The 22,718-nt window shown below is 64.3% G+C and carries 17 protein-coding genes; 8 read left to right on the plus strand and 9 right to left on the minus strand.

Annotation, left to right across the window (positions count from 1 at the left end; genetic code table 11):
* The first annotated feature begins 267 nt into the window (after positions 1-267).
* Complete coding sequence (locus tag FQ746_RS08230) at positions 268-1,194, plus strand: bestrophin family protein (RefSeq protein ID WP_144108451.1); 927 nt, start codon at positions 268-270, stop codon at positions 1,192-1,194.
* Positions 1,195-1,243: 49 nt separating this feature from the next.
* Here the strand turns inward: FQ746_RS08230 and FQ746_RS08235 are convergent, their stop codons facing one another.
* From FQ746_RS08235 to apbC, 5 genes are all read right to left on the minus strand, one after another.
* The gene (locus FQ746_RS08235) at positions 1,244-1,912 is read right to left on the minus strand and encodes a lysozyme inhibitor LprI family protein (RefSeq protein WP_260853951.1); all 669 of its coding nucleotides are present in this window, start codon (positions 1,910-1,912) and stop codon (positions 1,244-1,246) included.
* Between the two features lie 92 nt (positions 1,913-2,004).
* On the minus strand, positions 2,005-4,290 hold the full coding sequence (locus tag FQ746_RS08240) for an arginine/lysine/ornithine decarboxylase (RefSeq protein ID WP_144108453.1): 2,286 nt from the start codon (positions 4,288-4,290) through the stop codon (positions 2,005-2,007).
* A gap of 87 nt (positions 4,291-4,377) precedes the next feature.
* The gene (gene dcd, locus FQ746_RS08245) at positions 4,378-4,947 is read right to left on the minus strand and encodes a dCTP deaminase (RefSeq protein WP_144108454.1); all 570 of its coding nucleotides are present in this window, start codon (positions 4,945-4,947) and stop codon (positions 4,378-4,380) included.
* 214 nt (positions 4,948-5,161) lie between these two features.
* Positions 5,162-5,695, minus strand: a complete 534-nt coding sequence (locus tag FQ746_RS08250; RefSeq protein ID WP_144108455.1) for a superoxide dismutase family protein — start codon at positions 5,693-5,695, stop codon at positions 5,162-5,164.
* Positions 5,696-5,834: 139 nt separating this feature from the next.
* A complete protein-coding gene (gene apbC, locus FQ746_RS08255) occupies positions 5,835-6,923 on the minus strand; it encodes an iron-sulfur cluster carrier protein ApbC (protein ID WP_144108456.1) in 1,089 nt (362 codons plus the stop codon).
* A gap of 338 nt (positions 6,924-7,261) precedes the next feature.
* On the opposite strand from apbC, the gene FQ746_RS08260 reads away from it, so the two are divergent.
* On the plus strand, positions 7,262-7,912 hold the full coding sequence (locus FQ746_RS08260; RefSeq protein WP_144108457.1) for an OmpA family protein: 651 nt from the start codon (positions 7,262-7,264) through the stop codon (positions 7,910-7,912).
* 360 nt (positions 7,913-8,272) lie between these two features.
* Positions 8,273-10,417 carry a methionine--tRNA ligase gene (gene metG, locus FQ746_RS08265; protein WP_144108458.1) on the plus strand — a complete coding sequence of 715 codons (2,145 nt, stop codon included), beginning with the start codon at positions 8,273-8,275 and terminating at the stop codon, positions 10,415-10,417.
* A gap of 135 nt (positions 10,418-10,552) precedes the next feature.
* Here the strand turns inward: metG and FQ746_RS08270 are convergent, their stop codons facing one another.
* Together FQ746_RS08270 and FQ746_RS08275 are read right to left on the minus strand one after the other, a co-directional pair.
* A complete protein-coding gene (locus FQ746_RS08270) occupies positions 10,553-15,046 on the minus strand; it encodes a translocation/assembly module TamB domain-containing protein (protein WP_144108459.1) in 4,494 nt (1,497 codons plus the stop codon).
* A gap of 28 nt (positions 15,047-15,074) precedes the next feature.
* Positions 15,075-16,790 carry an autotransporter assembly complex protein TamA gene (locus tag FQ746_RS08275; RefSeq protein ID WP_144108595.1) on the minus strand — a complete coding sequence of 572 codons (1,716 nt, stop codon included), beginning with the start codon at positions 16,788-16,790 and terminating at the stop codon, positions 15,075-15,077.
* A gap of 389 nt (positions 16,791-17,179) precedes the next feature.
* Here FQ746_RS08275 and FQ746_RS08280 point away from each other — a divergent pair, with 389 nt between their 5' ends.
* The 4 genes from FQ746_RS08280 to panD all read left to right on the plus strand — a co-directional run bounded on the left by FQ746_RS08280 (position 17,180) and on the right by panD (position 19,712).
* On the plus strand, positions 17,180-17,365 hold the full coding sequence (locus FQ746_RS08280; protein WP_144108460.1) for a DUF3460 family protein: 186 nt from the start codon (positions 17,180-17,182) through the stop codon (positions 17,363-17,365).
* 4 nt (positions 17,366-17,369) lie between these two features.
* Positions 17,370-18,251, plus strand: a complete 882-nt coding sequence (locus FQ746_RS08285; RefSeq protein ID WP_144108461.1) for a segregation and condensation protein A — start codon at positions 17,370-17,372, stop codon at positions 18,249-18,251.
* 188 nt (positions 18,252-18,439) lie between these two features.
* A complete protein-coding gene (gene panC, locus FQ746_RS08290; protein WP_144108462.1) occupies positions 18,440-19,273 on the plus strand; it encodes a pantoate--beta-alanine ligase in 834 nt (277 codons plus the stop codon).
* A 52-nt stretch (positions 19,274-19,325) separates the two neighbouring features.
* Positions 19,326-19,712 carry an aspartate 1-decarboxylase gene (gene panD / locus FQ746_RS08295; RefSeq protein WP_144108463.1) on the plus strand — a complete coding sequence of 129 codons (387 nt, stop codon included), beginning with the start codon at positions 19,326-19,328 and terminating at the stop codon, positions 19,710-19,712.
* 79 nt (positions 19,713-19,791) lie between these two features.
* Here panD and FQ746_RS08300 read toward each other — a convergent pair whose 3' ends face one another.
* Positions 19,792-20,433 carry a ParA family protein gene (locus FQ746_RS08300; RefSeq protein WP_144108464.1) on the minus strand — a complete coding sequence of 214 codons (642 nt, stop codon included), beginning with the start codon at positions 20,431-20,433 and terminating at the stop codon, positions 19,792-19,794.
* A gap of 221 nt (positions 20,434-20,654) precedes the next feature.
* Here FQ746_RS08300 and FQ746_RS08305 point away from each other — a divergent pair, with 221 nt between their 5' ends.
* Positions 20,655-21,074 carry a PaaI family thioesterase gene (locus FQ746_RS08305; protein WP_144108465.1) on the plus strand — a complete coding sequence of 140 codons (420 nt, stop codon included), beginning with the start codon at positions 20,655-20,657 and terminating at the stop codon, positions 21,072-21,074.
* A gap of 59 nt (positions 21,075-21,133) precedes the next feature.
* Here the strand turns inward: FQ746_RS08305 and FQ746_RS08310 are convergent, their stop codons facing one another.
* Positions 21,134-22,594: a cobyric acid synthase gene (locus tag FQ746_RS08310; protein ID WP_260853941.1), complete on the minus strand. Its 1,461-nt coding sequence runs from the start codon at positions 22,592-22,594 to the stop codon at positions 21,134-21,136.
* Positions 22,595-22,718: the final 124 nt, after the last annotated feature.

Here is a 22,718-nt window from a genome sequence, read left to right on the forward strand (position 1 = left end):
TCATCTGTTGAATTACCCATTCCCGGGTCTCTGCTGAATAGCGTTTCATCTTCCATTCGCTGTCCGCCCCCCAATCTTTACATCAATCGGTTCGGGTGAGGCGACAACTAGCCTGACATGGAGGGCGGCAAAGAAAAGTAGGTGCCCCCCCCGCACAGGGGGAACGCTAATAGACCACTAACAACACAAGGAAAGGCCAAAGGCCAAAAAAGCCAGTGCATCGAAAAAACCGGCGATAATAACCCCCCTCGCCGAAGGCCACCCGTAATGATCATCCGCCCCCACACCCACTGGTTCCGCATGCTACTGGCGTGGGACGGCTCCGTCCTCCCTCGCCTGATCCCGCGCCTGCTGCTAATCCTCTGCATCTCGATCGTAGCCGTAGCCGCCCACGACCACCTGCTCCCGATCTCGCTAAACCTGAACACCACCGCCCCCTTCTCGCTAATCGGCATCGCGCTAGCGGTCTTCCTCGGCTTCCGCAATAACGCCAGCTACGACCGCTGGTGGGAAGCCCGCAAACTCTGGGGCCAACTGCTAAACGAATCGCGCTCGCTAACACGCCAGGTGCTCACGCTGCAAAAAGACCCCCTGCCGAAAGAACACATCAAGGAGTTCCTGAGCGCACTCACCGCCCTACCTCACGCGCTACGTCATCAACTACGCAACACCGACCCGCATGACGACCTGGCCGCCCGGCTGCCACCGCCACTGCTGAACCGCGTCATGTCATCGCGCTATAAACCCGCCACGCTCATGCTCCACCTCGGTGAATGGGTCCACCGCCACGCGCGCGCAGGCACAATCGACCCCATGGCGGTCCTCGCGTACGACAGGAATCTGAATGGAATTTCCGACCTGATCGGCGGATGCGAACGCATCGCCTCGACCCCGCTGCCGTTTGCCTACTCGGTCATGATCCACCGCACGGTCTATTTCTTCTGCGCCTCGCTGCCGTTCGGTCTGGTCGACAGCATCGGCATCTTCACACCCGTCTTCGCCGTATTCGTGGCGTACACCTTCATGGCCCACGAAGCCATTGCGTCGCAAATCGAAGAACCCTTCGGCATCGACGACAACGACCTCGCGCTCGACGCCATGTCCGCCACGATCGAAGATGCCGTGCGCGATCTCCAAGGCGAGCCGCCGTTGCCAACCACCCGCGAACGCACCACCAGCTACACCCTAACTTAAGCCTGGAGCCTGGCGGCAGGCCTTTGCCCCAAGCCCCGACTGCGCCGCCTCAATCGTTGCCCACCGTCTCCGATAAACGCTTGAGGGTCGCCACCCGCGCGCCGATGATATCGATCCGGCCGCGTTCGTCCACCACCGGCGTCGTCGCATTCAGATAAGCCGTCCACGCTTTCTGCGCGCGCACGAGCGTGGGACGCGAACGCGCCGGCATCTTCGTTTGCAAACGCCTGTAATAGCGATTCAGATCGAACATCGCATGCTCGCACTGAGCATCCGCGCGGCAGGCTCGCAAGCGGCGCGGCAACGCGCCACCCGCATTCGCCACCGCGCTACGCAGCGCCAGCGCGCGATCGCGTACGGGCTGCAACTGCATGTCGGCCTCGGCCAGCACATACATCGTGCCGCGCGTCGTCGCGATCACCGCGCCCAGCAGCGGCTGCTCGGCATCGCGCGAATCCAGCCACGCAGCCTGACTCTTCTCCCACAGCTTGCGCTGCGGCGCCGGCAGCTTCGGCTGAAGCTGCTGCCATGCACTGTCCAGCGCGGCTTTCCAGCCGATGCGCGCGTTGTCCATGCATTGCACCTGCCCCTTCGTCGACGACATATCGCCACGCGCGAGACAGCTTCGCATCGCCGCGTCGATCGGATCGGCAGCCGCCACTTCGGCATGCGCAACGCCCGGCGCCACGGCCAACGCACACGCGAGCGCACAAGTCATCAGCGCATATGTCAGCCCATACGTCACACCCAAAGCGCCGGCCACACGCCGCACGCCGCGCAGAACGGAGAGACCCATCGCCAGACGCATCGTCAGCCGCGCACGCAATCGACGAAGTACTCGATGCGCCCGTTGATCATCTCCCCGACGAGCCCATGAATATCCGTATGGAAACCCGGGAAGCGCTCGTTGAACTCGCGCGCAAACCGCAGATAGTTGACGATGGTCTTGTTGAAACGCTCGCCCGGAATCAGCAACGGAATACCCGGCGGATACGGCGTCAACAGGATCGACGTGACGCGGCCCTCGAGTTCGTCGATCGGTACCCGGTCGATCTCGCGATGCGCGAGTTTGGCAAATGCGTCCGACGGCTTCATCGCCGGTTCCATGCTCGACAGGTACATCTCGGTGGTCAGACGCGCGATGTCGTTTGCGCGATAAACGCTGTGAATCTGCTGGCACAGATCGCGCAAGCCGACGCGCTCGTACATCGGATGGTGCGCGACGAACTCCGGCAGCACGCGCCACAACGGCTGGTTGTTGTCGTAGTCGTCCTTGAACTGCTGCAACTCGGTGACCATCGAGTTCCAGCGGCCCTTGGTAATGCCGATCGTGAACATGATGAAGAACGAATACAGCCCGGTCTTCTCCACGATAATGCCGTGCTCGGCCAGATACTTCGTGACGATTGCGGCCGGAATGCCGGTTTCGCCGAAGCCGCCGTCCATGTCGAGACCCGGCGTAACGATGGTCGCCTTGATCGGGTCGAGCATGTTGAAGCCTTCGGCGAGCGGGCCGAAACCGTGCCACGCGTCGTTCGGACGCAGCATCCAGTCTTCGCGCGAACCGATGCCTTCCTCGGCGAACTCGTCCGGACCCCACACCTTGAAGAACCAATCGTCGCCATATTCGGCGTCGACCTTGGTCATCGCGCGGCGGAAGTCGAGCGCCTCGGCAATCGACTCTTCGACGAGCGCGGGACCGCCCGGCGCTTCCATCATGGCCGCGGCCACGTCGCACGACGCGATGATCGCGTATTGCGGGCTGGTGGACGTGTGCATCAAATACGCTTCGTTGAAGCGGTGTTTGTCGAAGCGGCTGTTCTTCGAATCCTGCACGACGATCTGCGACGCCTGCGAAATGCCGGCCAGCAGTTTATGCGTGGAGTGCGTGGCGAACACCAGCGCGCCGATCCGCGGACGGCCCGCGCCGATCGCGTGCATGTCCTGATAGAACGAGTGGAACTCGGCGTGCGGCAGCCAGGCTTCGTCGAAGTGCAGCGTATCGAGCCAGTCGCCGAGCATTTCCTTGATCATCTCGACGTTGTAGATCACGCCGTCGTACGTGCTCTGCGTAATGGTCAGAATGCGCGGCTTGAGATCCGGGTTCTTCGCGAGTGCTTCGCGAGCGAACGGGTTCGCGAGAATCTTTTTCTTGATGTTTTCCGGCTCGAACTCGCTACGCGGAATCGGGCCGATGATGCCGAAGTTATTGCGCGTGGGCGTGAGAAACACCGGAATCGCACCGGTCATCGTAATGGCGTGCAGGATCGACTTGTGACAGTTGCGGTCCACCAGCACGATGTCGCCCGGCGCCACCGTCCCGTGCCAGACGATCTTGTTCGAGGTCGACGTGCCGTTGGTCACGAAGAACACGTGGTCGGCGCTGAAAATGCGCGCGGCGTTGCGCTCGGAAGCGGCCACGGGACCCGTGTGATCGAGCAGTTGGCCGAGTTCGTCGACCGCGTTGCAGACGTCGGCGCGCAGCATGTTCTCGCCGAAGAACTGATGGAACATCTGGCCAAGCGGGCTCTTCAGAAAGGCCACGCCGCCCGAGTGTCCCGGGCAATGCCACGAATACGAACCCTCTTCCGCGTACTGCACCAGTTCCTTGAAGAACGGCGGCGCGAGCGAGTCCAGATACACCTTGGTCTCGCGGATGATATGGCGCGCGACGAACTCCGGCGTGTCCTCGAACATGTGAATGAAGCCGTGCAGTTCGCGCAGGATGTCGTTCGGCAAATGGCGCGAGGTGCGCGTTTCGCCGTACAGGAAGATGGGAATGTCGGCGTTGCGGCGGCGCACTTCGGTCACGAACGCACGCAACGCGACGATCGCGGCGGCGAGTTCGGGTGTCTCGCCTTCCACCACGACGTTATCGACGTAGGGCAGCAACTCGTCGTCGTCGATCGACAGAATGAAACAGGACGCGCGGCTCGACTGCTGCGCGAACGAGGTCAGATCGCCGTAGCTCGTCAACCCGAGCACTTCCGCGCCTTCTTTCTCGATGGCTTCGGCCAACGCCCGGATGCCGGAACCCGAGATGTTCTCGGAGCGGAAATCTTCGTCGATGATGACGACGGGAAAACGAAACTTCATGGGCGATTCTCCAAAAAGAACGACCGCTGCGTGGTGTCGATCGCAGCGGTCACCCGGTCTAGCTGAGGGGTCGGGGCGCGGCCGGCGTCAGGTGCGCGGCAGGGTCACGCCGTGCTGACCTTGATATTTGCCACCGCGATCCGCGTACGACGTTTCACAAATTTCGTCGCTTTCGAAAAACAGCACCTGCGCGACGCCTTCGTTCGCGTAGATTTTCGCAGGCAAAGGTGTCGTATTCGAGAACTCGAGCGTAACGTGCCCTTCCCACTCGGGTTCGAACGGCGTCACGTTGACGATGATTCCGCAGCGCGCGTACGTGGACTTGCCGAGACAAACGGTCAGCACGCTGCGGGGAATGCGGAAGTACTCGACCGTGCGGGCCAGCGCGAACGAATTCGGCGGGATGATGCACACGTCGCCCTTGAAATCGACAAAGGACTTCTCGTCGAAGTTCTTCGGATCGACGATGGTCGAGTTGATGTTGGTGAAAATCTTGAATTCGTCGGCGCAGCGAATGTCGTAGCCGTAGCTCGAGGTGCCGTAGCTGACGATCTTCCGGCCGTCTTCGGAGACGCGGACCTGGTCGGGCGCGAACGGCTCGATCATGTTGTGCGACGCGGCCATGCGCCGGATCCACTTGTCGGATTTGATGGTCATAGGTGAACGCTGCTCGACGTGGGTGACAGATGAATGACAGGTGAATGCCGGATGAACGGCCAATAAGCGGTTCCGGCGAACCACCGCAAACGAAAGGCGCTTATTTTACGCGATCGTGGGATTGCTGCCGCTGGGGCGGCCTGAGAGCCTGATGACGGTGGACTCACCGCTTATTTGCCGCTTATTTGCCGCTCACCTGGCACTCACCAGCCACTTACTGGCGAATCAGCCCGCACGCGAGCGCGGGACCGGCGCCATGCTGCGGATACGCGTAAGGGTCGGTGGCGTCGCGATGCAGCAGAACGGCCCGCTGCAGCACCGAGCGAATACCGTCGAGCGAGACATCGGGCGCGACGATGAAGCCGGTGGCCACGCCGTTCGAGTCCGCGTGAATGTTGCCGAGGTCGCCCTCGACCCGCGCGCCGGCTTTCAACCGCTCGGCGGCCGGCGAGAACACCTGCCCGGCGCTTGCGCCGTCCACCGCGTTGCAGTCGCCGCGTTCATGCACCTGCAGTGCGTGGTCGCTGTTGGCAGGCAGGCCGGCCAGGTTGTAAGTCACCTGTACACCGTCCGGACGCTCGATGAACGTCACGAGGCCGCGCGCCTGATTGCCGACGGTGGGCAGCAACTGCGCATCGGCGCGCTTTTCCTGTGGTCTCAGGAAAGCGCTGCAACCGCACAACAGTACCGTGGTGGCAGCCAGGACGATGAACGCATGCACCGCCTGTCCGTCGATTCGTTTTCCCATGCGATCCTCTTGCCGGTCGGCGCCCGCCCCTGCGGCCGCCGGGCCGAACTGATGAAGCCGCCATGATACCGCGAGAGCTTCCGCAAAATACGTCCCCGGCCAGTCCTGGCGCAGTTTTGCGCCGCTTCCGAGGGGAAGCTCAGGTGTTCTGCACGACGATCGTCGGAAACTTCGACGTCATGTCGCGGGCGCGCTCGGCAATATGCACCGAGACCTTGCGCGCGATCGACCGGTAGATCTCCGCGATGCGGCCTTCGGGGTCCGCGACGACAGTCGGCTTGCCGGAATCGGCCTGCTCGCGAATCGCGATATCGAGCGGCAGACTGCCGAGCACGTCGACGCCGTATTCCTTGCCCATTCGCTCGCCGCCGCCCGCGCCGAAAATGTGCTCTTCGTGGCCGCAGTTCGAACAGATATGCATGCCCATGTTCTCGACGATGCCGAGAATCGGAATGCCGACCTTCTCGAACATCTTGAGGCCCTTCTTCGCGTCGAGCAGCGCGATGTCCTGCGGCGTGGTGACAATCACCGCGCCGGTCACCGGCACGCGCTGCGACAGGGTCAACTGGATGTCGCCGGTGCCCGGCGGCATGTCGACGATCAGGTAATCGAGGTCCTGCCAGTTGGTCTGACGCAGCAACTGTTCGAGCGCGGAGGTGGCCATCGGGCCGCGCCACACCATCGGATTGTCCTGCTCGATCAGAAAGCCGATGGAATTGGCCTGCAGGCCGTGACCGTTCATCGGGTTCATGGACTTGTCGTCCGGCGATTCGGGACGGCCTTCGATACCGAGCATCATCGGCAGGGACGGTCCATAGATATCCGCGTCGAGAATACCGACCGATGCGCCGTCGCTGGCGAGCGCCAGCGCGAGATTGACCGCGGTCGTGCTCTTGCCGACGCCGCCCTTGCCCGACGCCACGGCGACGATGTTTTTAACGTTCGGCAAGAGTTTTACGCCGCGCTGCACGGTGTGAGCGGCAATTTGCTGGGACACCTCGATACGCGTGTGCGCCACGCCCGGCACGGCCTGCAGCGCCTCGGTGAACTGTGCGCGCAGCGCGTCGAACTGGCGCGAGGCCGGATAGCCGAGTACCACCTCGAGGCTAACCGTGTCACCCTGCACAGCCACGTTCCTGATATTTTTGGCGGCCGCGTAGGGCCGGCCGGTGTTGGGGTCAGTGACGGCTGCGAGGGCAGCGTCGACCAAAGCCCGATCGATACTCATTGACACTCCGTGGGGAACACTTGCGGCGCGGCGGAATCGAAATCCCGGCCACGCGCCAATATTTGAAAGAAATTGTTAGACAGCATTGCGAAATCCAGACCTGCCGGGCACCCTTCGGGCAAGTAGACGGTGTGGGGGTCGCATCGCTACTGACAGCAGGGCTCATTGTAGTAGCTGGCGCCATGCGGTGCCGGAAGACCCTTCTTCACTGTCGGACCGGGGCTTGAAACGCTTGGGAAATTCCGTATTGTCAGGCCGCTGGCATGATTGTCATCGGCTTGGACAGATAATCGATCGCTACCGCTGCTTCACTCGCTTCAACAAAGAGGAAATCTAAAATGAATGCAAAAATCATGACTCGCCTGGCCGTGTTCGCCGTTGCCGGTTCCGTGCTGGCAGGCTGCGCTTCCCAACAGGGCACCAACACCGCCGTGGGCACCGGCGTGGGCGCAGGCACCGGCGCTGCGCTGGGCGCGATCTTCGGCGGCGGCAAGGGCGCGGCAATCGGCGCGGGTGTCGGCGCTGCGGTGGGCGGCATTACCGGCTACAACTGGCAGGCCATTCACAACAAGCTGTCGGGCGCGACCAAGGGCACCGGCACGCAAATCACCGAGCAGCCCGACGGCTCGCTCAAGCTGAACATCCCGAGTTCGGTCACGTTCGACACCAACAGCTACGCGGTCAAACCGTCGTTCGCACCGGTGCTGGACCAGCTCACCCAAACGCTGCAACAGAATCCCGAGTTGATCGCGCAAGTGGTCGGCCATACGGACAGCACGGGTCAACCGGCCTACAACCAGACGCTGTCGGTCAACCGCGCAGAAAGCGTGACCGGCTATCTGGCGCAGCGCGGCGTTGCGCCGCAGCGTCTGTCGGCACAAGGCATGGGCCAGAACCAGCCGATCGCCGACAACAATACCGAAGCCGGCCGTGCCGCAAACCGTCGCGTGGAAATCTATCTGCGCGCAACGGCTCAACACGCAGGCTAAGCAGCACGAATCAGGAGGAGAGCGGGAGCCGGAGCAAGCTTTCGGCTCCGGTGAGCGCAGGAAATGCAGGAAGCTCAGGAAGAGGCGGCGAGGAAATTTCGCGCGAGAACGAAAAAATTTTCGAACTCTGCCAAATATCCGCTGTCAGTCTTTACGGTACGTGGCTGGCCATGCCGGCGCGTCACCATTCTCCTCTTGTCGTTGTTGCTCCGGGGTTAATCACCCCGGTTTTTTTTTGGGCGCGCGGTTTGCACCCGTTCCCCGCCCCGCCCCCCCGTTACCCCCCCGCCGGGCCGTCCCGCCTCCCGTGCCTGCCCTGCTAGAATCATCGTTTCGTCCCACCGCAGGCTCCCACCTTTTATGTCAGCACCCGCCACCGCTCTCTCCGCAGGCGCGCCGTCAGGCCGTCGCCAGATTCTCGTCACGTCGGCCCTTCCGTATGCGAACGGGCAAATCCATATCGGCCATCTGGTCGAATATATTCAGACGGACATCTGGGTCCGGACGCTGCGCATGCATGGGCACGAGGTCTACTACGTGGGCGCCGACGACACGCACGGCACACCCGTCATGTTGCGCGCGGAGAAGGAAGGCCTCACGCCGAAGCAACTCATCGAGCGGGTGTGGCAAGAACACAAACGCGACTTCGACAGTTTCGGCATTTCGTTCGACAACTACTATTCGACCGATTCCGAAGAAACCCGCGTCTTGAGCGAGAACATTTACCTCGCGCTCAAAGACGCCGGCCTGATCGAAGCGCGCGACATCGAACAGGCGTATGACCCGGTCAAGGAAATGTTCCTGCCGGACCGCTTCATCAAGGGCGAATGTCCGAAGTGCGGCGCCAAAGATCAGTACGGCGATAGCTGTGAAGTGTGCGGCTCGACGTACCAGCCTACCGATCTGATCAACCCGTTCTCGGTGGTGTCGGGCGCTACGCCGGTGCGCAAGACGTCGACACACTACTTCTTCCGCCTGTCCGATCCGCGCTGCGAGAATTTCCTGCGCGAGTGGGTCGGGGGTCTGGCGCAGCCGGAAGCGACCAACAAAATGCGCGAATGGCTCGGCGACGCGGGCGAAGCCAAGCTTGCCGACTGGGACATTTCGCGCGACGCGCCGTATTTCGGTTTCGAAATCCCGGGCGCGCCGGGCAAGTACTTCTACGTGTGGCTGGACGCGCCGGTGGGCTATTACGCGAGCTTCAAGAATCTCGCCGAAAAGCGCGGCATCGACTTCGACGCGTGGGTGCGCAAAGGGTCGAAGGCCGAGCAGTATCACTTCATCGGCAAGGACATTCTGTATTTCCACACGCTGTTCTGGCCGGCCATGCTCGAGTTTTCCGGACATCGCACGCCGACCAACGTCTTCGCGCACGGCTTCCTGACGGTAGACGGCGCGAAGATGTCGAAGTCGCGCGGCACGTTCATCACCGCGCAAAGCGTGATCGATACGGGCCTCAATCCGGAATGGCTGCGTTACTACTTCGCAGCCAAGCTTAACAGCACGATGGAAGACCTCGACCTGAACCTCGACGACTTCCAGGCGCGCGTGAATAGCGATCTGGTCGGCAAGTACGTGAATATCGCGAGTCGCGCGGCCGGCTTCCTGATCAAGCGGTTCGACGGGCGCGTGCAGGACAGCGCGATGCAGCATCCGCTGCTCGCCACCCTGCGCGCCGCCGTGCCGCAAATCGCCGCGAACTACGAAGCGCGCGAGTACAACCGCGCGCTGCGTCAAACCATGGACCTGGCCGACACGGTCAACGCCTACGTCGACACCGCCAAGCCGTGGGATCAGGCGAAAGACCCGGCCAACGCAGTCGCACTGCACGAGACCTGCAGCGTGAGTGTCGAGGCATTCCGCCTGCTGTCGCTCGCGTTGAAGCCGGTGCTGCCGACGCTGGCCGAAGCAGTCGAAGGCTTCCTCGCTATCGAGCCGCTGGTGTGGGCCGACGCCAATGTGCCGCTGTCGTCCACGCGGCCGATCAACGCGTACAAGCATCTGATGACGCGCGTCGATCCAAAGCAGATCGACGCACTGCTGGCCGCCAACCGCGAGTCGCTGCAAGCGACGCCGGACGCCGCTGCCACCGCGGCTGCAGCCGATGCGAAGGGCAAGGCCAAAGCCGCAAAATCCGCTGCCGCTGCACAGGACGAAACGCCGGGCGTCATCTCGATCGACGACTTTGCCAAGATCGATTTGCGTATCGCGAAGATCGTCGACTGCAAAGCGGTGGAAGGCTCCGACAAACTGCTGCAACTCACGCTCGACATTGGCGAAGAGAAAACCCGCAACGTGTTTTCGGGCATCAAGTCGGCTTATCAGCCGGAGCAACTCGTCGGCAAGCTGACCGTGATGGTCGCGAATCTCGCGCCGCGCAAGATGAAGTTCGGTTTGTCCGAAGGCATGGTGCTGGCGGCGTCGGCAACTGACGAGAAAGCCGAACCGGGCCTCTACGTGCTCGAACCGGACAGCGGCGCAAAGCCCGGTATGCGAGTGAAGTAGCCCGCATCGCGCGAATCGAAGCAAGCTGGATTGGGCAGTGGCCAACGCTGCCCACCCACGTTAAAAAAAGCGGTACGCCCCTCACGAGGCGTACCGCTTTTTACTTCTGCGCGACACCGACACCGACATCCACCCTCACCAGTGAATCTGGTCGAAGCGCCGTGTGTAAAGGAGTTCGACTCCATCGAACGTGCCGCCATAAGCGGCCACGGACCAATACCGCGTCAGATTCACGGTCGCCTTGATCGCATTGCTCGCCGACTGCAAACCCTGCTCATAGCCGAGCACGAGCCACTCGTTGATCGCCTTCGACACCATCACGACTTGCGGATCGGTCAGGCCCACTTCGCTGCGTCCGATCGAAAACTCGTCGAGTCCGAAAGTCTGCGCAATGCGCTTGCCGCTGGCGCTGCCAAGTAGCGCCAGCGCGGTCGTCATGGTGCTCTGCTGACCGAGGTTGTTGCCCTGATCCGTGCCGTGCCCGAACAGCAGCCATGAGAGCTTCTCGTTATCCGGCACGTTCGGTTCGGAGACCAGTTTCGCGACCGGAAACTGCACCGTACCGGTCACCTGCACGCCCGCTTCGACCTGCTGGTTGCGCCGCATCGCCAGAATGTTGAGCCCCGGGTTGGCCACCGGACCGTTGAACGTGAAGAAGCCGTTCTCGATATTGAGCTTGCGGCCGAACGCGGTATAGGTCGACCCCTGCGTCACCCGCACATTGCCGACCGCGCGCAGCGGCAGATTCGGCGCGCTCATCGCGGTAATCGTGCCGTTCAGGCCGAGGTCCGCGCCTTGCCCCCGGAAGCGGAAATCGTTGCCAAGGTTGATGTCGATGTTCGCGCGCGGCGCAAACGGTCCGACCGGCTTGTTGGTGCCCGCCACGGCCGACGGCGACCGTTCGCCCGCGACCGTGCCGTCCGGGCGCACCACCACGACGTCGTCGCCCAGCTTGGGCGCGGACTGCTCCGGCAGATCGAACAATGCGTGGTCGACGGTGAACTTGCCGTTGATCGCCATGCCACCCTGCGCGCCCGCGTTAGCGACGCTCGCGCTGCCCGAGAGCGACAGATTGCGGTCCGGCGCGGCGAACAGTTCGAGCTTGTCGGCGACGATGCTCGCGTTCAGGTCGGGCTCGGCGCCATCCAGCCGCACGCGGCCGGTTGCGCGCAGCGTGCCGGTCGCGCCGTGGAACTCCACCTGCTGGAAGTCCACCAGATTCTGCGACAACGCAATGCGCACCACGCCGTCCTTCAACTGCACGCCCTGGTCGACGAGCGTGGCCGACAGGCCGTCGCCGAGCAGCGAACCGGTCAGGTTCGGCTTCGCGACCGTGCCGCCGAGCGCGAGCTTGAGCGTGAGATGGCCGTCGAGCAGATAGCTCGGCCCGAACAGCCCGCCGGTCGTTTTCAGGGACGGCACGTTCGCGTTCACGTTGCCGGTCAGCGCGCCTTCCTCGTTGAACGTCAGCAAGCCGTCGCGCATGACCAGCGTCGTGTGTGCGTCGGCATCGACCACGCCGATGCGGCTCGCCTGCGCATGCAAGGTGAGATTGGCCCGATTGCCGCCGCTGAAATCGGCGCGAGCATTGATATCGGTGATACCCAGCGACGCGAGGCCGCGGCCGATCTCCACCGTGACGTCGCCGCCCCGGCGCTTCAACTGGATATGGCCGCTCGCGGTACTGCCGAGCGAGAAGTCCCAGTCGCCGTCGAACACCAGATCGGTTTTGACCGCTGCCGGCTCGCCCGTAATCTGACGCCGCAAGTCCTGCAGACGCGCGATCGAAATATCGGTCAGGCTACCCGCCGATTGCAGCTTGCCGTGGTCGAACGCGAGCGCTTTCAGGTTCAGCACCGCGCCTTCGAGCGTGAGCCGCGTCGAGCCGAGCGTCAGGCGGCTCGGCCCGGCGCTCACGGCGAGCGGCGCCTCGAGGTTCAACGTGGGCAGGCCGCGATTCTGCAAGCGGGTCACCGTGCCGTCCCAGCGCGTGCCGTCGCGGGCTTCGGTCAGCTTGCCGCTGGCGGCCACCGTCAGGTCCAGCGGCCGGTCCTGCAGCTTGCCGGTGGCCGCCGCTTCGAGCGTGTGGCTCGCGCGCGTGCCGGACAGGCGCGCCGTGAGCGTGGTCAGATCGACGCCGCCCGCGCTGACGTTGCGCGCGTCGGTCGTGAAGGCGAGCGCGCCGTTCGCGCCATCGCGCAATTCGGCGTGACCTTCGGCGTGACCGATGCGGTTCGTGCCGAACACGACGCTGTCGGCCTTGTAGTTCAGCACCACGTTCGGATGGGCGAACGAGCCGGTCAGATCGCCGTCGGCGGCGACGTTGCCCGCGAGGCCGAAACCGAGGCGATCGAGCGCCGGCGCATCGACACGGAATCGCAGGCGATCGCCGCGCTCGCCGAAACTGCCCTGCAGATCCACCTGATTGCCCGCGACGGACAGCGCCGCGCGGCTCGGCAGAATCCGCGAGCCGGCAATCTGGACGGTGCCGGCTCCGGTCAACGGCAAGCCGTCGTAGACGCTCGGGCCGAGCTTGAATTCAGCTTTGCTGGTCAGCACCGGACCAAGCACGCCGGCCGCTGTCAGCGTGCCGTTCACGCGCGCCTCGATCTTGCGCGAGGGCGGCGTGGCGCGCCTCGGCGGCGGTGGCGTTCGGCGTTGCACGACCTCGGTCTTGACGACGGCCCTGGCGGTATTTTTCGCGGCCGCCGCGATCTGGTCGCCCGGTGCTGCGCTTTTTGCGCCGGCCGTGCTGCCGGCTTCGGCCGCGGCTTGCGCGTCGGGTGCGGTCGCGGCGTTGGTTTTGCCTGCTTGCGCGTCGCGCCCTTTGGCTGCGGCCATCTTTGCAGGCGCTGGCGCCGGTCCCGTCACGGGCGTGCGGGACGGCATCTGCGAGGTCAGTGTTAGCGGATCGAAGTCGGTCAGCTGGGCTTTCAGGTTGTAGGTGGAATTGGCGTCGTGCTTGAGCGCGCCGGACAGATCGATATGGCCTTTACCCGACGTGATGCGCACATCGTTGAAGCTCGTGCGGGCCGGATCGAGGGTGATCTTGCCCTGTGCACGCAACCCCGCTTTCGGGTCGGCGAGATCGAGTGTGAGGCTCTGGATATCGTCGTTCAGACGGATGCCGATCGGACCCGATAGCTGCGTGGGCCGGACCGGCGCTTCCAGCGCATTCAGGTCGAGTCCGGCGACCTGCAGATCGAACTGCCCGCGCTTGCCGCTGAGCGCGCCGCCGCCGGTCAGCGTGGCGTTCCTGACGAGCCGCACATGCAGATTCGAAATGCGCTGCGATTGCGCGTCGAGGCGCACGTCGGCGATGGCGTCGATGAGCGGCAGCAGCTTCTGGTCGAGCGCACCGGGCCGGGCATTGACGATGGAAACCCGACCCGCGACCGCGAACCCGGCGGCGGCTGGCTTCGCCGCGCTGCCTTTGCCGTTTTTCAGCGGCGCGGGTTGCGCGGTGCTGGCGGTGGAGGCGGTGTTGGCAGCACGAGCCGTACTAGCCGAACTGGCGGGACTCCCCGCTCTCGCAACGCCGCTTTTGCCCGCCGCGCTCGAAGCACCCGAGGCGCCCGAAGCACCCGCGGCGCCCGCCGCACCCGAAGCACCCGAAGCACCAGCAGCCCCCACCGCCCCCAACTCCACCACCCCGTCAGCTTCCTGCCCCACCGGCGCCAACTCCGCCCGCACCGCGAGATCCGCCAGCGGCGCGCCAGGCGCGAACGCCTGCGGATTCACGTGATCGAAGTTCAGCGTCGCGCGCCGCAACGGCACGGAGTCGAACGGCGTGGCCTCGACCCGCGCGTGGCCCGCCAGTTTCATCCCGCTCGCATCCAGTTCGGCGACGAGGTTTTCCAGCGAGCCGCTCAAATGCCCGCCCACCTGCACCGCTTCGTCGTTGACCTTGCCCGAATAGCCGATGTCGCCGGTCAACGGGAACGGCCGCAATCCATCGAGCTTCGCGGCCGCCGTCACCGCGCCGAACGGCGTGCTGAGCCGATCGATCGCGGCTTCGTGATGCCGCCCGTCGCTGCGGCCATGAAAACGGAAGTTCGAGTACCCGGTGGTCGAACCGCCCTGCCGCAACAGCAACGTGTCGAGTTGCACGTCGCGCACTTCCAGCTGCAACGGCAACCGCAAATCGTCCGGCAACCTGAGCGGCCCGCTACTGCTCGACGACGAACTACCGACGCGCGCATCCACCGTCCCCACGTGCAGATAATCGATCGTGAAACGCCAGGGCTCGCGGGTCAGTTCCCAGCGACCGGCCACGCGATCGATCCGGATATCGGTGCCGCTGCCGTCGAGACTGCGCCAGCGCACGTCGCGCAACTGCAAGCCGTTCGCGAGCGCGCCGCGCTCGAGCGTGCCGCTCAGTTTGCCGTCGAGCAGTTTGACCGCGGCCTGCCACGCGAAAGCGGTGCCGCGTTCGGTCGTCAACGCAGCGAACAGCAGCCCGACGGCCAGCGCCACCAGCAGAACCACCACCACGAGCACCCACGCCAGCGCTTTTAGCCACGCCCGGCCGCGCCGCCGCGGCGGCGGCGCAGAAGGAGGCGGCGTCTCGCCCGGCGGAAGCGTGCCGGGCGGCTGCGCGGAGGAATGAGCGGAAACGTCCGTGGTCATGCGTGAGTCATGTGGAAGCGGGTTTGCATCAGAAGGCGATGCCGAGTGTCAGATACGGCCGCCAGCTATGGTTGCGGATGCCGTATGCGATGTCGACGTTGACCGGGCCGACCGGGCTGCGCCAGCGCGCGCCCACGCCTGCACCGGGATAGAAGACCTTCTCGCCCCAGGTATCGGTCGCGGTGCCGACGTCGAAGAACGCCGCGGCGCCCCAGTCGTGGCTGAACCAGTGCTGATACTCGGCGCTCGCCGTCACCAGGTACTTGGTGGGCAGCACCGAGCCGTCGACGTTATTACCGATGCTCTGATAGCTATAGCCGCGCACGGAGTTCGAACCGCCCGCGCGAAACAGCAGCGAAGCCGGCACACCGCTCGACGGGCCGCTCGTGAACACGCCGCCGAGTTCGGCGCGGAACAGCATCAGATCTTCCTTGCCGATCGGCAGATACTGCTGGCCCCGCGCATAACCGCGCACGAAGGTCTGGTCGGTCAACACGCCCTTCACGGCAAAACCCGCCTCGACGTGAATCAGGTTGCCCGAGCGCGGGAACAGCGGGTCGTCGGTATTGCGGCGCGTCCACGACCACGACGGCACCAGCGCGCGGCTCGTGGTGGGCGCGAACGCGTTCTGGTCGAGCCGGTCCTGGTAGTACAGGATCGAGTAGCTGGTGTCGATGAACTGCGAGGTGCGCGCGCGCTGCACGCCGCCGCGAATGCTGTAGATGCGCGTATCGGACACGTCGGTCGTGGTGTACGACGCGAGCACGCTGTTGGTCCATCCACGCGCACCCGGCGGCATGGCGAGCTGGACCTGGCCGTACTGCTGGGTCGAATCGAGACGGCCTTCGACCGTGAACGGCCACGCCTTGCCGAAGGTGTCGAGATACGAATACGAGCCCTGGATCAGCGGGCCGTTGTCCGTCGAGTAGCCGACCCCGCCGCGGATGCTGTTGTACGGATACTCCGACACCTTCACGTGCACCGGCGTGTCGACCGGCTTGGCCGGGTCGCTGTCCACGTCGATCGCGACGCTCGCGTAGTACGGTGTGTTCTGCAGTTGCCGCTGCAATTCGGTCACGCGCTGCACGTCGTAGATGTCGCCGGCGTGGATCGGGTTGACGTTGTCGACGATTCCTTTCGGATAACGCTGCGTGCCGGACACGTCCAGCGCGCCCATCGTGAAGGTCGGGCCGCTGTCGTAAGTGACCGCCAGCGTCGCCTCGTGCGTGCGCGGATCGACCCGCGCTTCGGAGTGGTAAATCTTTGCGCCCAGATAGCGGCGCGCCTGCAAGGCCTTCAACGAGGCGTTCTTCGCGTCGTCCCAGTCGCCCTGCGAAAACGCGTCGCCTTCATGCAGCGAAAACGCGAAGCGCGCGGCGTTTTCCTGCGCGGGGTCTTCGGTCAGCACGGGGCCGCGAAACGACAGCGACACCGACGTGATATGAGTCTGCGGACCGGGGTCTACGTTGACCGTGATCTGTTTCTTGCCGTCGACCACCCGCACGTCCGTGCGCACGACCGGGCTGAAATAGCCTTGCGTGGAGGCGAGATCGCGCACCTGCTGCGGCGTGGCGGTAATCAGAAACTCGAACTGGTCTTCGCTGATATCGGGCCGCTTCGCAAAACGCGCGATGTCCAGATGCGCTTCGAGCAGCTTGCGCAGCGAACGCGGCGCGGCCTCGATATCGACCTTGTAGCTGGCCGCCGCGCGCCTGGCCGCCTGCGCCTCGAGCGCATTCAGCATCAACAGCGCGACGCCGAGCGTCAACCCGAGTCTGAACAGAACCCGCAGCGAGCGCCGCGCCGACGCGAGCGGCCCGCGCCCGCCGTTGGCTCTGCCGCGCCGCACCGGCGGCTTGTCGATCGCACTTCCCGCCAAACAGGACCTCCGGCCACGATGGATGAATCTGGTTGCTTTGGCCACGCCGCTGTGGCCGAAGCACGCTATTTGACCACATCGGCACGCTCGCGCGATCTCTTAAAAGTCGCTCTGCAGACATCGCGGAACGCGGCGCGGCGCCGGTTTTTCGTGCGCGTGCGATGCATGCGGTAAAATCCCTGACCAGCCGCGGCATCGCACGGGCACCCGCTGCAAAGCCTGAAGCCGCTACTCACCACCACGGACGTCGAGCCATGTATCAATCGGACATCACCCAGTTCCTGAACCAGCTCAAGCAACAGAAACCTTCTCTGGAAGCCGAACAGCGCCGCGGCCGTGCGCTCCTGTGGGACAAGCAGCCCATCAATCTGGAAGAACGCGCCGAGCAGAAAGCCTCGCGCGTCGAACAGACGCCTTACTCGTACTATCAAAACTTCTAGAAGCGTGAGTCACGCCGACGAGGCTCACGGCGCCCGCCCGGCGCCTGCCGACGCCGCGCTCGCCATCAAGTCGAGCACGCCCGACTCGACGCCGGACACCGTCGACGGCATCGCTTTCGCGCGCCTATACGGCGAGCCGCTCTTCAAGCTGCCCACCGATCTGTACATTCCGCCGGACGCGCTCGAAGTGTTTCTCGAAACCTTCGAAGGCCCGCTGGATCTGCTGCTCTACCTGATCCGCAAACAGAACTTCAACGTGCTCGACATCCCGATGGCGGATGTCACGGTGCAATACCTCGGCTACGTCGACCAGTTGCGCCAGACCAACCTCGAACTGGCTTCCGAATATCTGCTGATGGCCGCGATGCTGATCGAGATCAAGTCGCGCATGCTGCTGCCGGTGAGAAAAGCCGACAGCGGCGAAGAAGCCGAAGATCCGCGCGCGGAACTCGTGCGCCGTCTGCTGGAGTACGAGCAGATGAAGCTTGCCGCGCAGCGCATCGACCAGCTGCCGCAACTCGGGCGCGACTTCCTGCGCGCCGAGGTCTATATCGAGCAGAGCATCACGCCGCGCTTTCCCGACGTGGACAGCGAAGATCTGCGCGCCGCGTGGGCCGACGTGATCAAGCGCGCCAAGCTCGTCCAGCACCACAAGATTTCGCGCGAGGAGTTGTCGGTGCGCGAACACATGAGCGCGATCCTGCGGCAATTGCAGAACGCGCGCTTCATGGAGTTCGCCGATCTGTTCGACACTAGCAAGGGCGTGCCGGTCGTCGTGGTGAATTTCATCGCCATGCTCGAACTGTGTCGCGAATCGCTCGTCGAGATCACCCAGGCCGAACCGTTCGCGCCGATCTACGTGCGGCTTGCGTATCTGCCGGCCTGATGCCGAGCGGCGCGGCCTGACGCGGCGCGGCCTGCACCAGAAAAGATCGGGTTGCGCCAGAACTGTCGTTAAAGCCTCGTTTCGGTGCGCTGGGGCAACAAATCCACTACAATCCGGCGCTCCGAACCTGTCATCCCCAGTGAGGCGGAAAGCCGTCTCGCGCCGTGCGAGGAAATCCCCGTCCGATCATGAAAGTCATCAGCTCGATCCATGAATTGCGCGACCAGTTGCGCGGCCAGAATCGCACCGCCTTTGTGCCGACGATGGGCAATCTGCACGACGGCCATCTCTCGCTGATGCGCCTCGCGCGCCAGCACGGCGATCCGGTGGTGGCGAGCATTTTCGTCAACCGCCTGCAGTTCGGCCCGAACGAAGATTTCGACAAGTACCCGCGCACGCTCGAAGCCGATATCGAGAAGCTGCAGAGCGAAGGCGTCTACGTGCTGTTCGCGCCGACCGAGCGCGATCTCTATCCGGAACCGCAGGAATACCGCGTGCATCCGCCGCACGATCTGGGTGACATCCTCGAAGGCGAATTCCGGCCTGGGTTCTTCCAGGGCGTGTGCACGGTCGTGATGAAGCTGATGTCCTGTGTGCAGCCGCGCGTCGCGGTGTTCGGCAAGAAGGATTACCAGCAGTTGATGATCGTGCGCCGCATGTGCAACCAGTTCGCGCTGCCCACCGACATCATCGCCGCCGAAACCGTGCGCGACGCCGACGGCCTCGCCATGAGCTCGCGCAACCGCTTTCTCGGCGCCGCCGAGCGGGCCGAAGCGCCAGTGCTGGCGGCCGAACTGAACCGCGTGCGCGACGCGGTGCTCGCGGGCGAGCACGACTTCGGCAAGCTCGAACAGGCCGCCATGAACGCGCTGGCCGCGCGCCGCTGGCAGCCCGATTACATTGCCGTGCGCAAACGCGCGAATCTGCTGCCGCCGGGTCCGCAGGACGCGAACGCGGAGCTGGTCGTGCTGGCGGCGGCGAAGCTCGGCACCACGCGCCTTATCGACAACCTCGAAATCTGATGCCCGGGCCTCGCACGGGCCCGCTCAGGAGACAACAAGGATTTATCCGGTCATGCAACGCAACATGCTGAAGTCGAAGATCCACCGCGTCGCCGTCACGCACTGCGAACTGCACTACGAAGGTTCGTGCGCGATCGACGAAGACCTGCTGGAAGCCGCGAATATCGTCGAAAACGAGCGGATCGACATCTGGAACATCAATAACGGCGAGCGTTTTTCCACTTACGCGATCAAGGGCGAGCGCGGCAGCGGCATGATTTCGCTGAACGGGTCGGCGGCGCGGCGCGCGCAACTGGGCGATCTGGTAATCATCGCGGCGTTCGCCGTGGTCGACGAAGCGGAGCTGAAGGCCGGCTGGAAACCCGACCTGGTGTTCGTCGACGAGAACAACAGGATGAAGGGCAGCCGCGACCACGTGCCCACGCAGAACTGGACCTGAGCGCAAAGGCGAAGCGCCTGCCGCTCACGGCGGCGGGCCGTCCGGCGCAAGTCGCCGTACCCGGCCCGCGCTTCGCGCCTCACCCCTTCTTGCCGCCCTTCGCCTCGACCCATTCGACGATCGGCTGCCACTGCTCCAGGTCTTTCTCCACCCGGCTTTTCGCAACGTCCCACAGGGTCAGGCCGTGGGCGGCCAGTTGCACGTAGTTCTGCGTGTCGCGCAGATAGCCGAGCACCGGCAGCCCCAAACCTTCGATAAAGCGATGCAACTGCTCGGCCGAGCGCGTGCGCGAATCGACCCGCATGCCGACCACGCCGACCTCGATCGCCCCTTTTCTGACCGCTTTTTCCTTCGCCAGCCGCTCGAGAAATTCCTGGGTGGCGAGAATATCGAACATGGACGGCTGAAGTGGAACGATGACCTTGTCGGCCAGATCCAGCGCGATACCCAGTCGATTGCCGTGCAGCCCGGCCGGCGTGTCGATGACCGCGCGTTCGAGGCCACGCGGCGGCTTGACCGGCGTTTCCGCGTCAACCTCCCAGACTTCGATGGCCGGCAGCGTGGCGGGCCGCAGCGCGAGCCAGCCGTGCGCGGATTGCTGCTTGTCGAGGTCGGCCAGCGCCACCCATTCGCCGGCCGCCGCGAAATAGCCGGCCAGATTGGTGGACAGCGTGCTTTTACCCACGCCGCCCTTCGGATTCGCCACCACGATCACCGTCATGAATTCCCCCGGAAAGAAGGCTGGGCGCTGCCAGCCGGTTTGCCGCGCTGTGTGCTTCAGGCTATGTTCGATGCCTCGACCGGCCACTAGCCGGTATCGGTCGAGAGGTTCACCCAATCAGCCAGCCGTTGATAATATCGGCAAATCCAGCGCGGCCGAAGCCCCCAAACGGCTAATTGAACGGCTCGCCCCACCGGTTTTTCCACCAGGAACCCCATCTCATGAGCCGACTGCGCCCCGAATATACCGTCGAACGCCTGCACGAACGCCAGCAGGGCACGCTGCCCGGCTTGCTGGGCCTGCGCGTGCTGTTGCTGGAACAAGGCAGCCTGAGCGCCGAATTGACGGTTCGCGCGGAATTGCTCGCGCCGAACGGTTTCCTGCATGCCGCGACCGTCATCGGTCTCGCGGATACCGCTTGCGGCTACGCGTGCCTCGCGCATCTGCCGGAGACGGCGCGCAATTTCACGACCGTCGAGCTAAAAAGCAATTTCCTCGGGACCGCGACCGAAGGCACGATCCGCGCGGTGGCCACCGGCGTACATCTGGGCCGCAGCACGCAGGTGTGGGATGCGACGGTGACCGATCCGAACGGCAAGACCATGGCGCTGTTCCGTTGCACGCAGATGGTTCTGTACTGAGCGGCTGAACCGGCTGAGTGGGCTGAGCGGGCTGAGCGCTGAGCGGCTGAGCGGGCGGTTCAGCGCATCGCGGCAAACAGCCTTTGCAGGTCGAGATGTCCAGCGAGCGTATCGGCGAGCCGCTCCAGCGAGGCTTCGCGCAGCGCCGGGTAATCGATGCGCTCGGCGTCGCTCAACCCGGCCCAGGCGAGCAACGCGGCGCACGCTGCCGGCGTATCGAACAGCCCGTGCACATAGGTCGCGAGAATTTGCCCATCCGCGGACAAAGCGCCGTCAGGACGCGCCTTGCCGCCCTCGCCTAGCTGTAAAGCCGGCGAATCCAACGCCGGCCCTTGCGTCTCGCCCATGTGAATTTCGTAGCCCGACACGTCCGGCGAACCGGGCAACGCAAGCCGCCCGGTCACGTTCTTCAAGGTCTTTTCGCGCGTGAGCACGGTCGAATAATCGAACCAGCCGAGGCCCGCGACGGTGCCCGGCGCACCCTCCACGCCGTGCGGATCGGCCACTTCGCGGCCCAGCATCTGCATGCCGCCGCATATTCCGATGACCCGGCCGCCGTACCGCAAATGCCGCTGCAACACCGCATCCCAGCCTTGTGCGCGCAGGAACGCCAGGTCGCCGGGAACGTTCTTCGAACCGGGCAGCACGATCAGATCGGCCGGCGGCAAAGGCGTGCCGCCGCGCACGTATTGAAAGTCGACCTGCGGATGCGCGCGCAACGGGTCGAAATCCGTGTGATTGCTGATATGCGGCAGCACCGGCACGACCACCCGCAATCTGCGCGCGGCGGCGTCGCGGTGCCCTGCGCGCAACTCGGGCGGCAGCATGTCTTCGGCGTCGAGCGTGAGGCCGTGCAGATACGGCACGACGCCCAGCACCGGCTTGCCGGTCTTCGCTTCGAGCCAGTCCAGACCCGGCTTGAGCAGACTGACATCGCCACGAAACCGGTTGATGATGAAGCCCTGCACGCGCGCCTGCTCGCTTGCCGACAGACACGCGAGCGTGCCCGTCAGATGCGCGAACACGCCGCCGCGATCGATATCGGCCACCAGCACGACCGGACAATCGACCGCTTCCGCAAAACCCATGTTGGCGATATCGCGATCGCGCAGATTGATCTCGGCCGGACTGCCGGCGCCTTCCACGAAAATCGCGTCGTAGCCCGCCTGCAGACGCGCATACGATTCCAGCACCGCTTCGAACGCGACGGGTTTGTAGTCGTGATACGCCCGCGCATCGAGGTTCATGCGCGCCTTGCCGTGGATGATTACCTGAGCGCCGCGGTCGCTGGTCGGCTTGAGCAGCACGGGGTTCAGATCGGTGTGCGCGTCGATGCCCGCGGCCACCGCCTGCAAGGCCTGAGCGCGGCCGATCTCGCCGCCGTCGACCGTGACCGCGCTGTTGAGCGCCATGTTCTGCGGTTTGAACGGCGCCACCCGTACGCCCGCACGCCGCGCCAGACGGCAAAGGCCCGCGACCAGCGTGCTCTTGCCCGCATCGGACGTGGTGCCCTGGATCATCAACGTGCCGCGCGGCAAGGCGGGGGCTTCGGACGGGGCAGCAGAAGCGGGCTCAGAAGCGGGCTCAGAAGCGGACTTAGAAGCGGGCTCAAAAGCGGGAACGGAAACGTGGGTCACGGGGTGT

Origin of the sequence: Paraburkholderia sp. BCC1886 (genome assembly GCF_900996245.1) — a bacterium.
Lineage (GTDB): Bacteria > Pseudomonadota > Gammaproteobacteria > Burkholderiales > Burkholderiaceae > Paraburkholderia.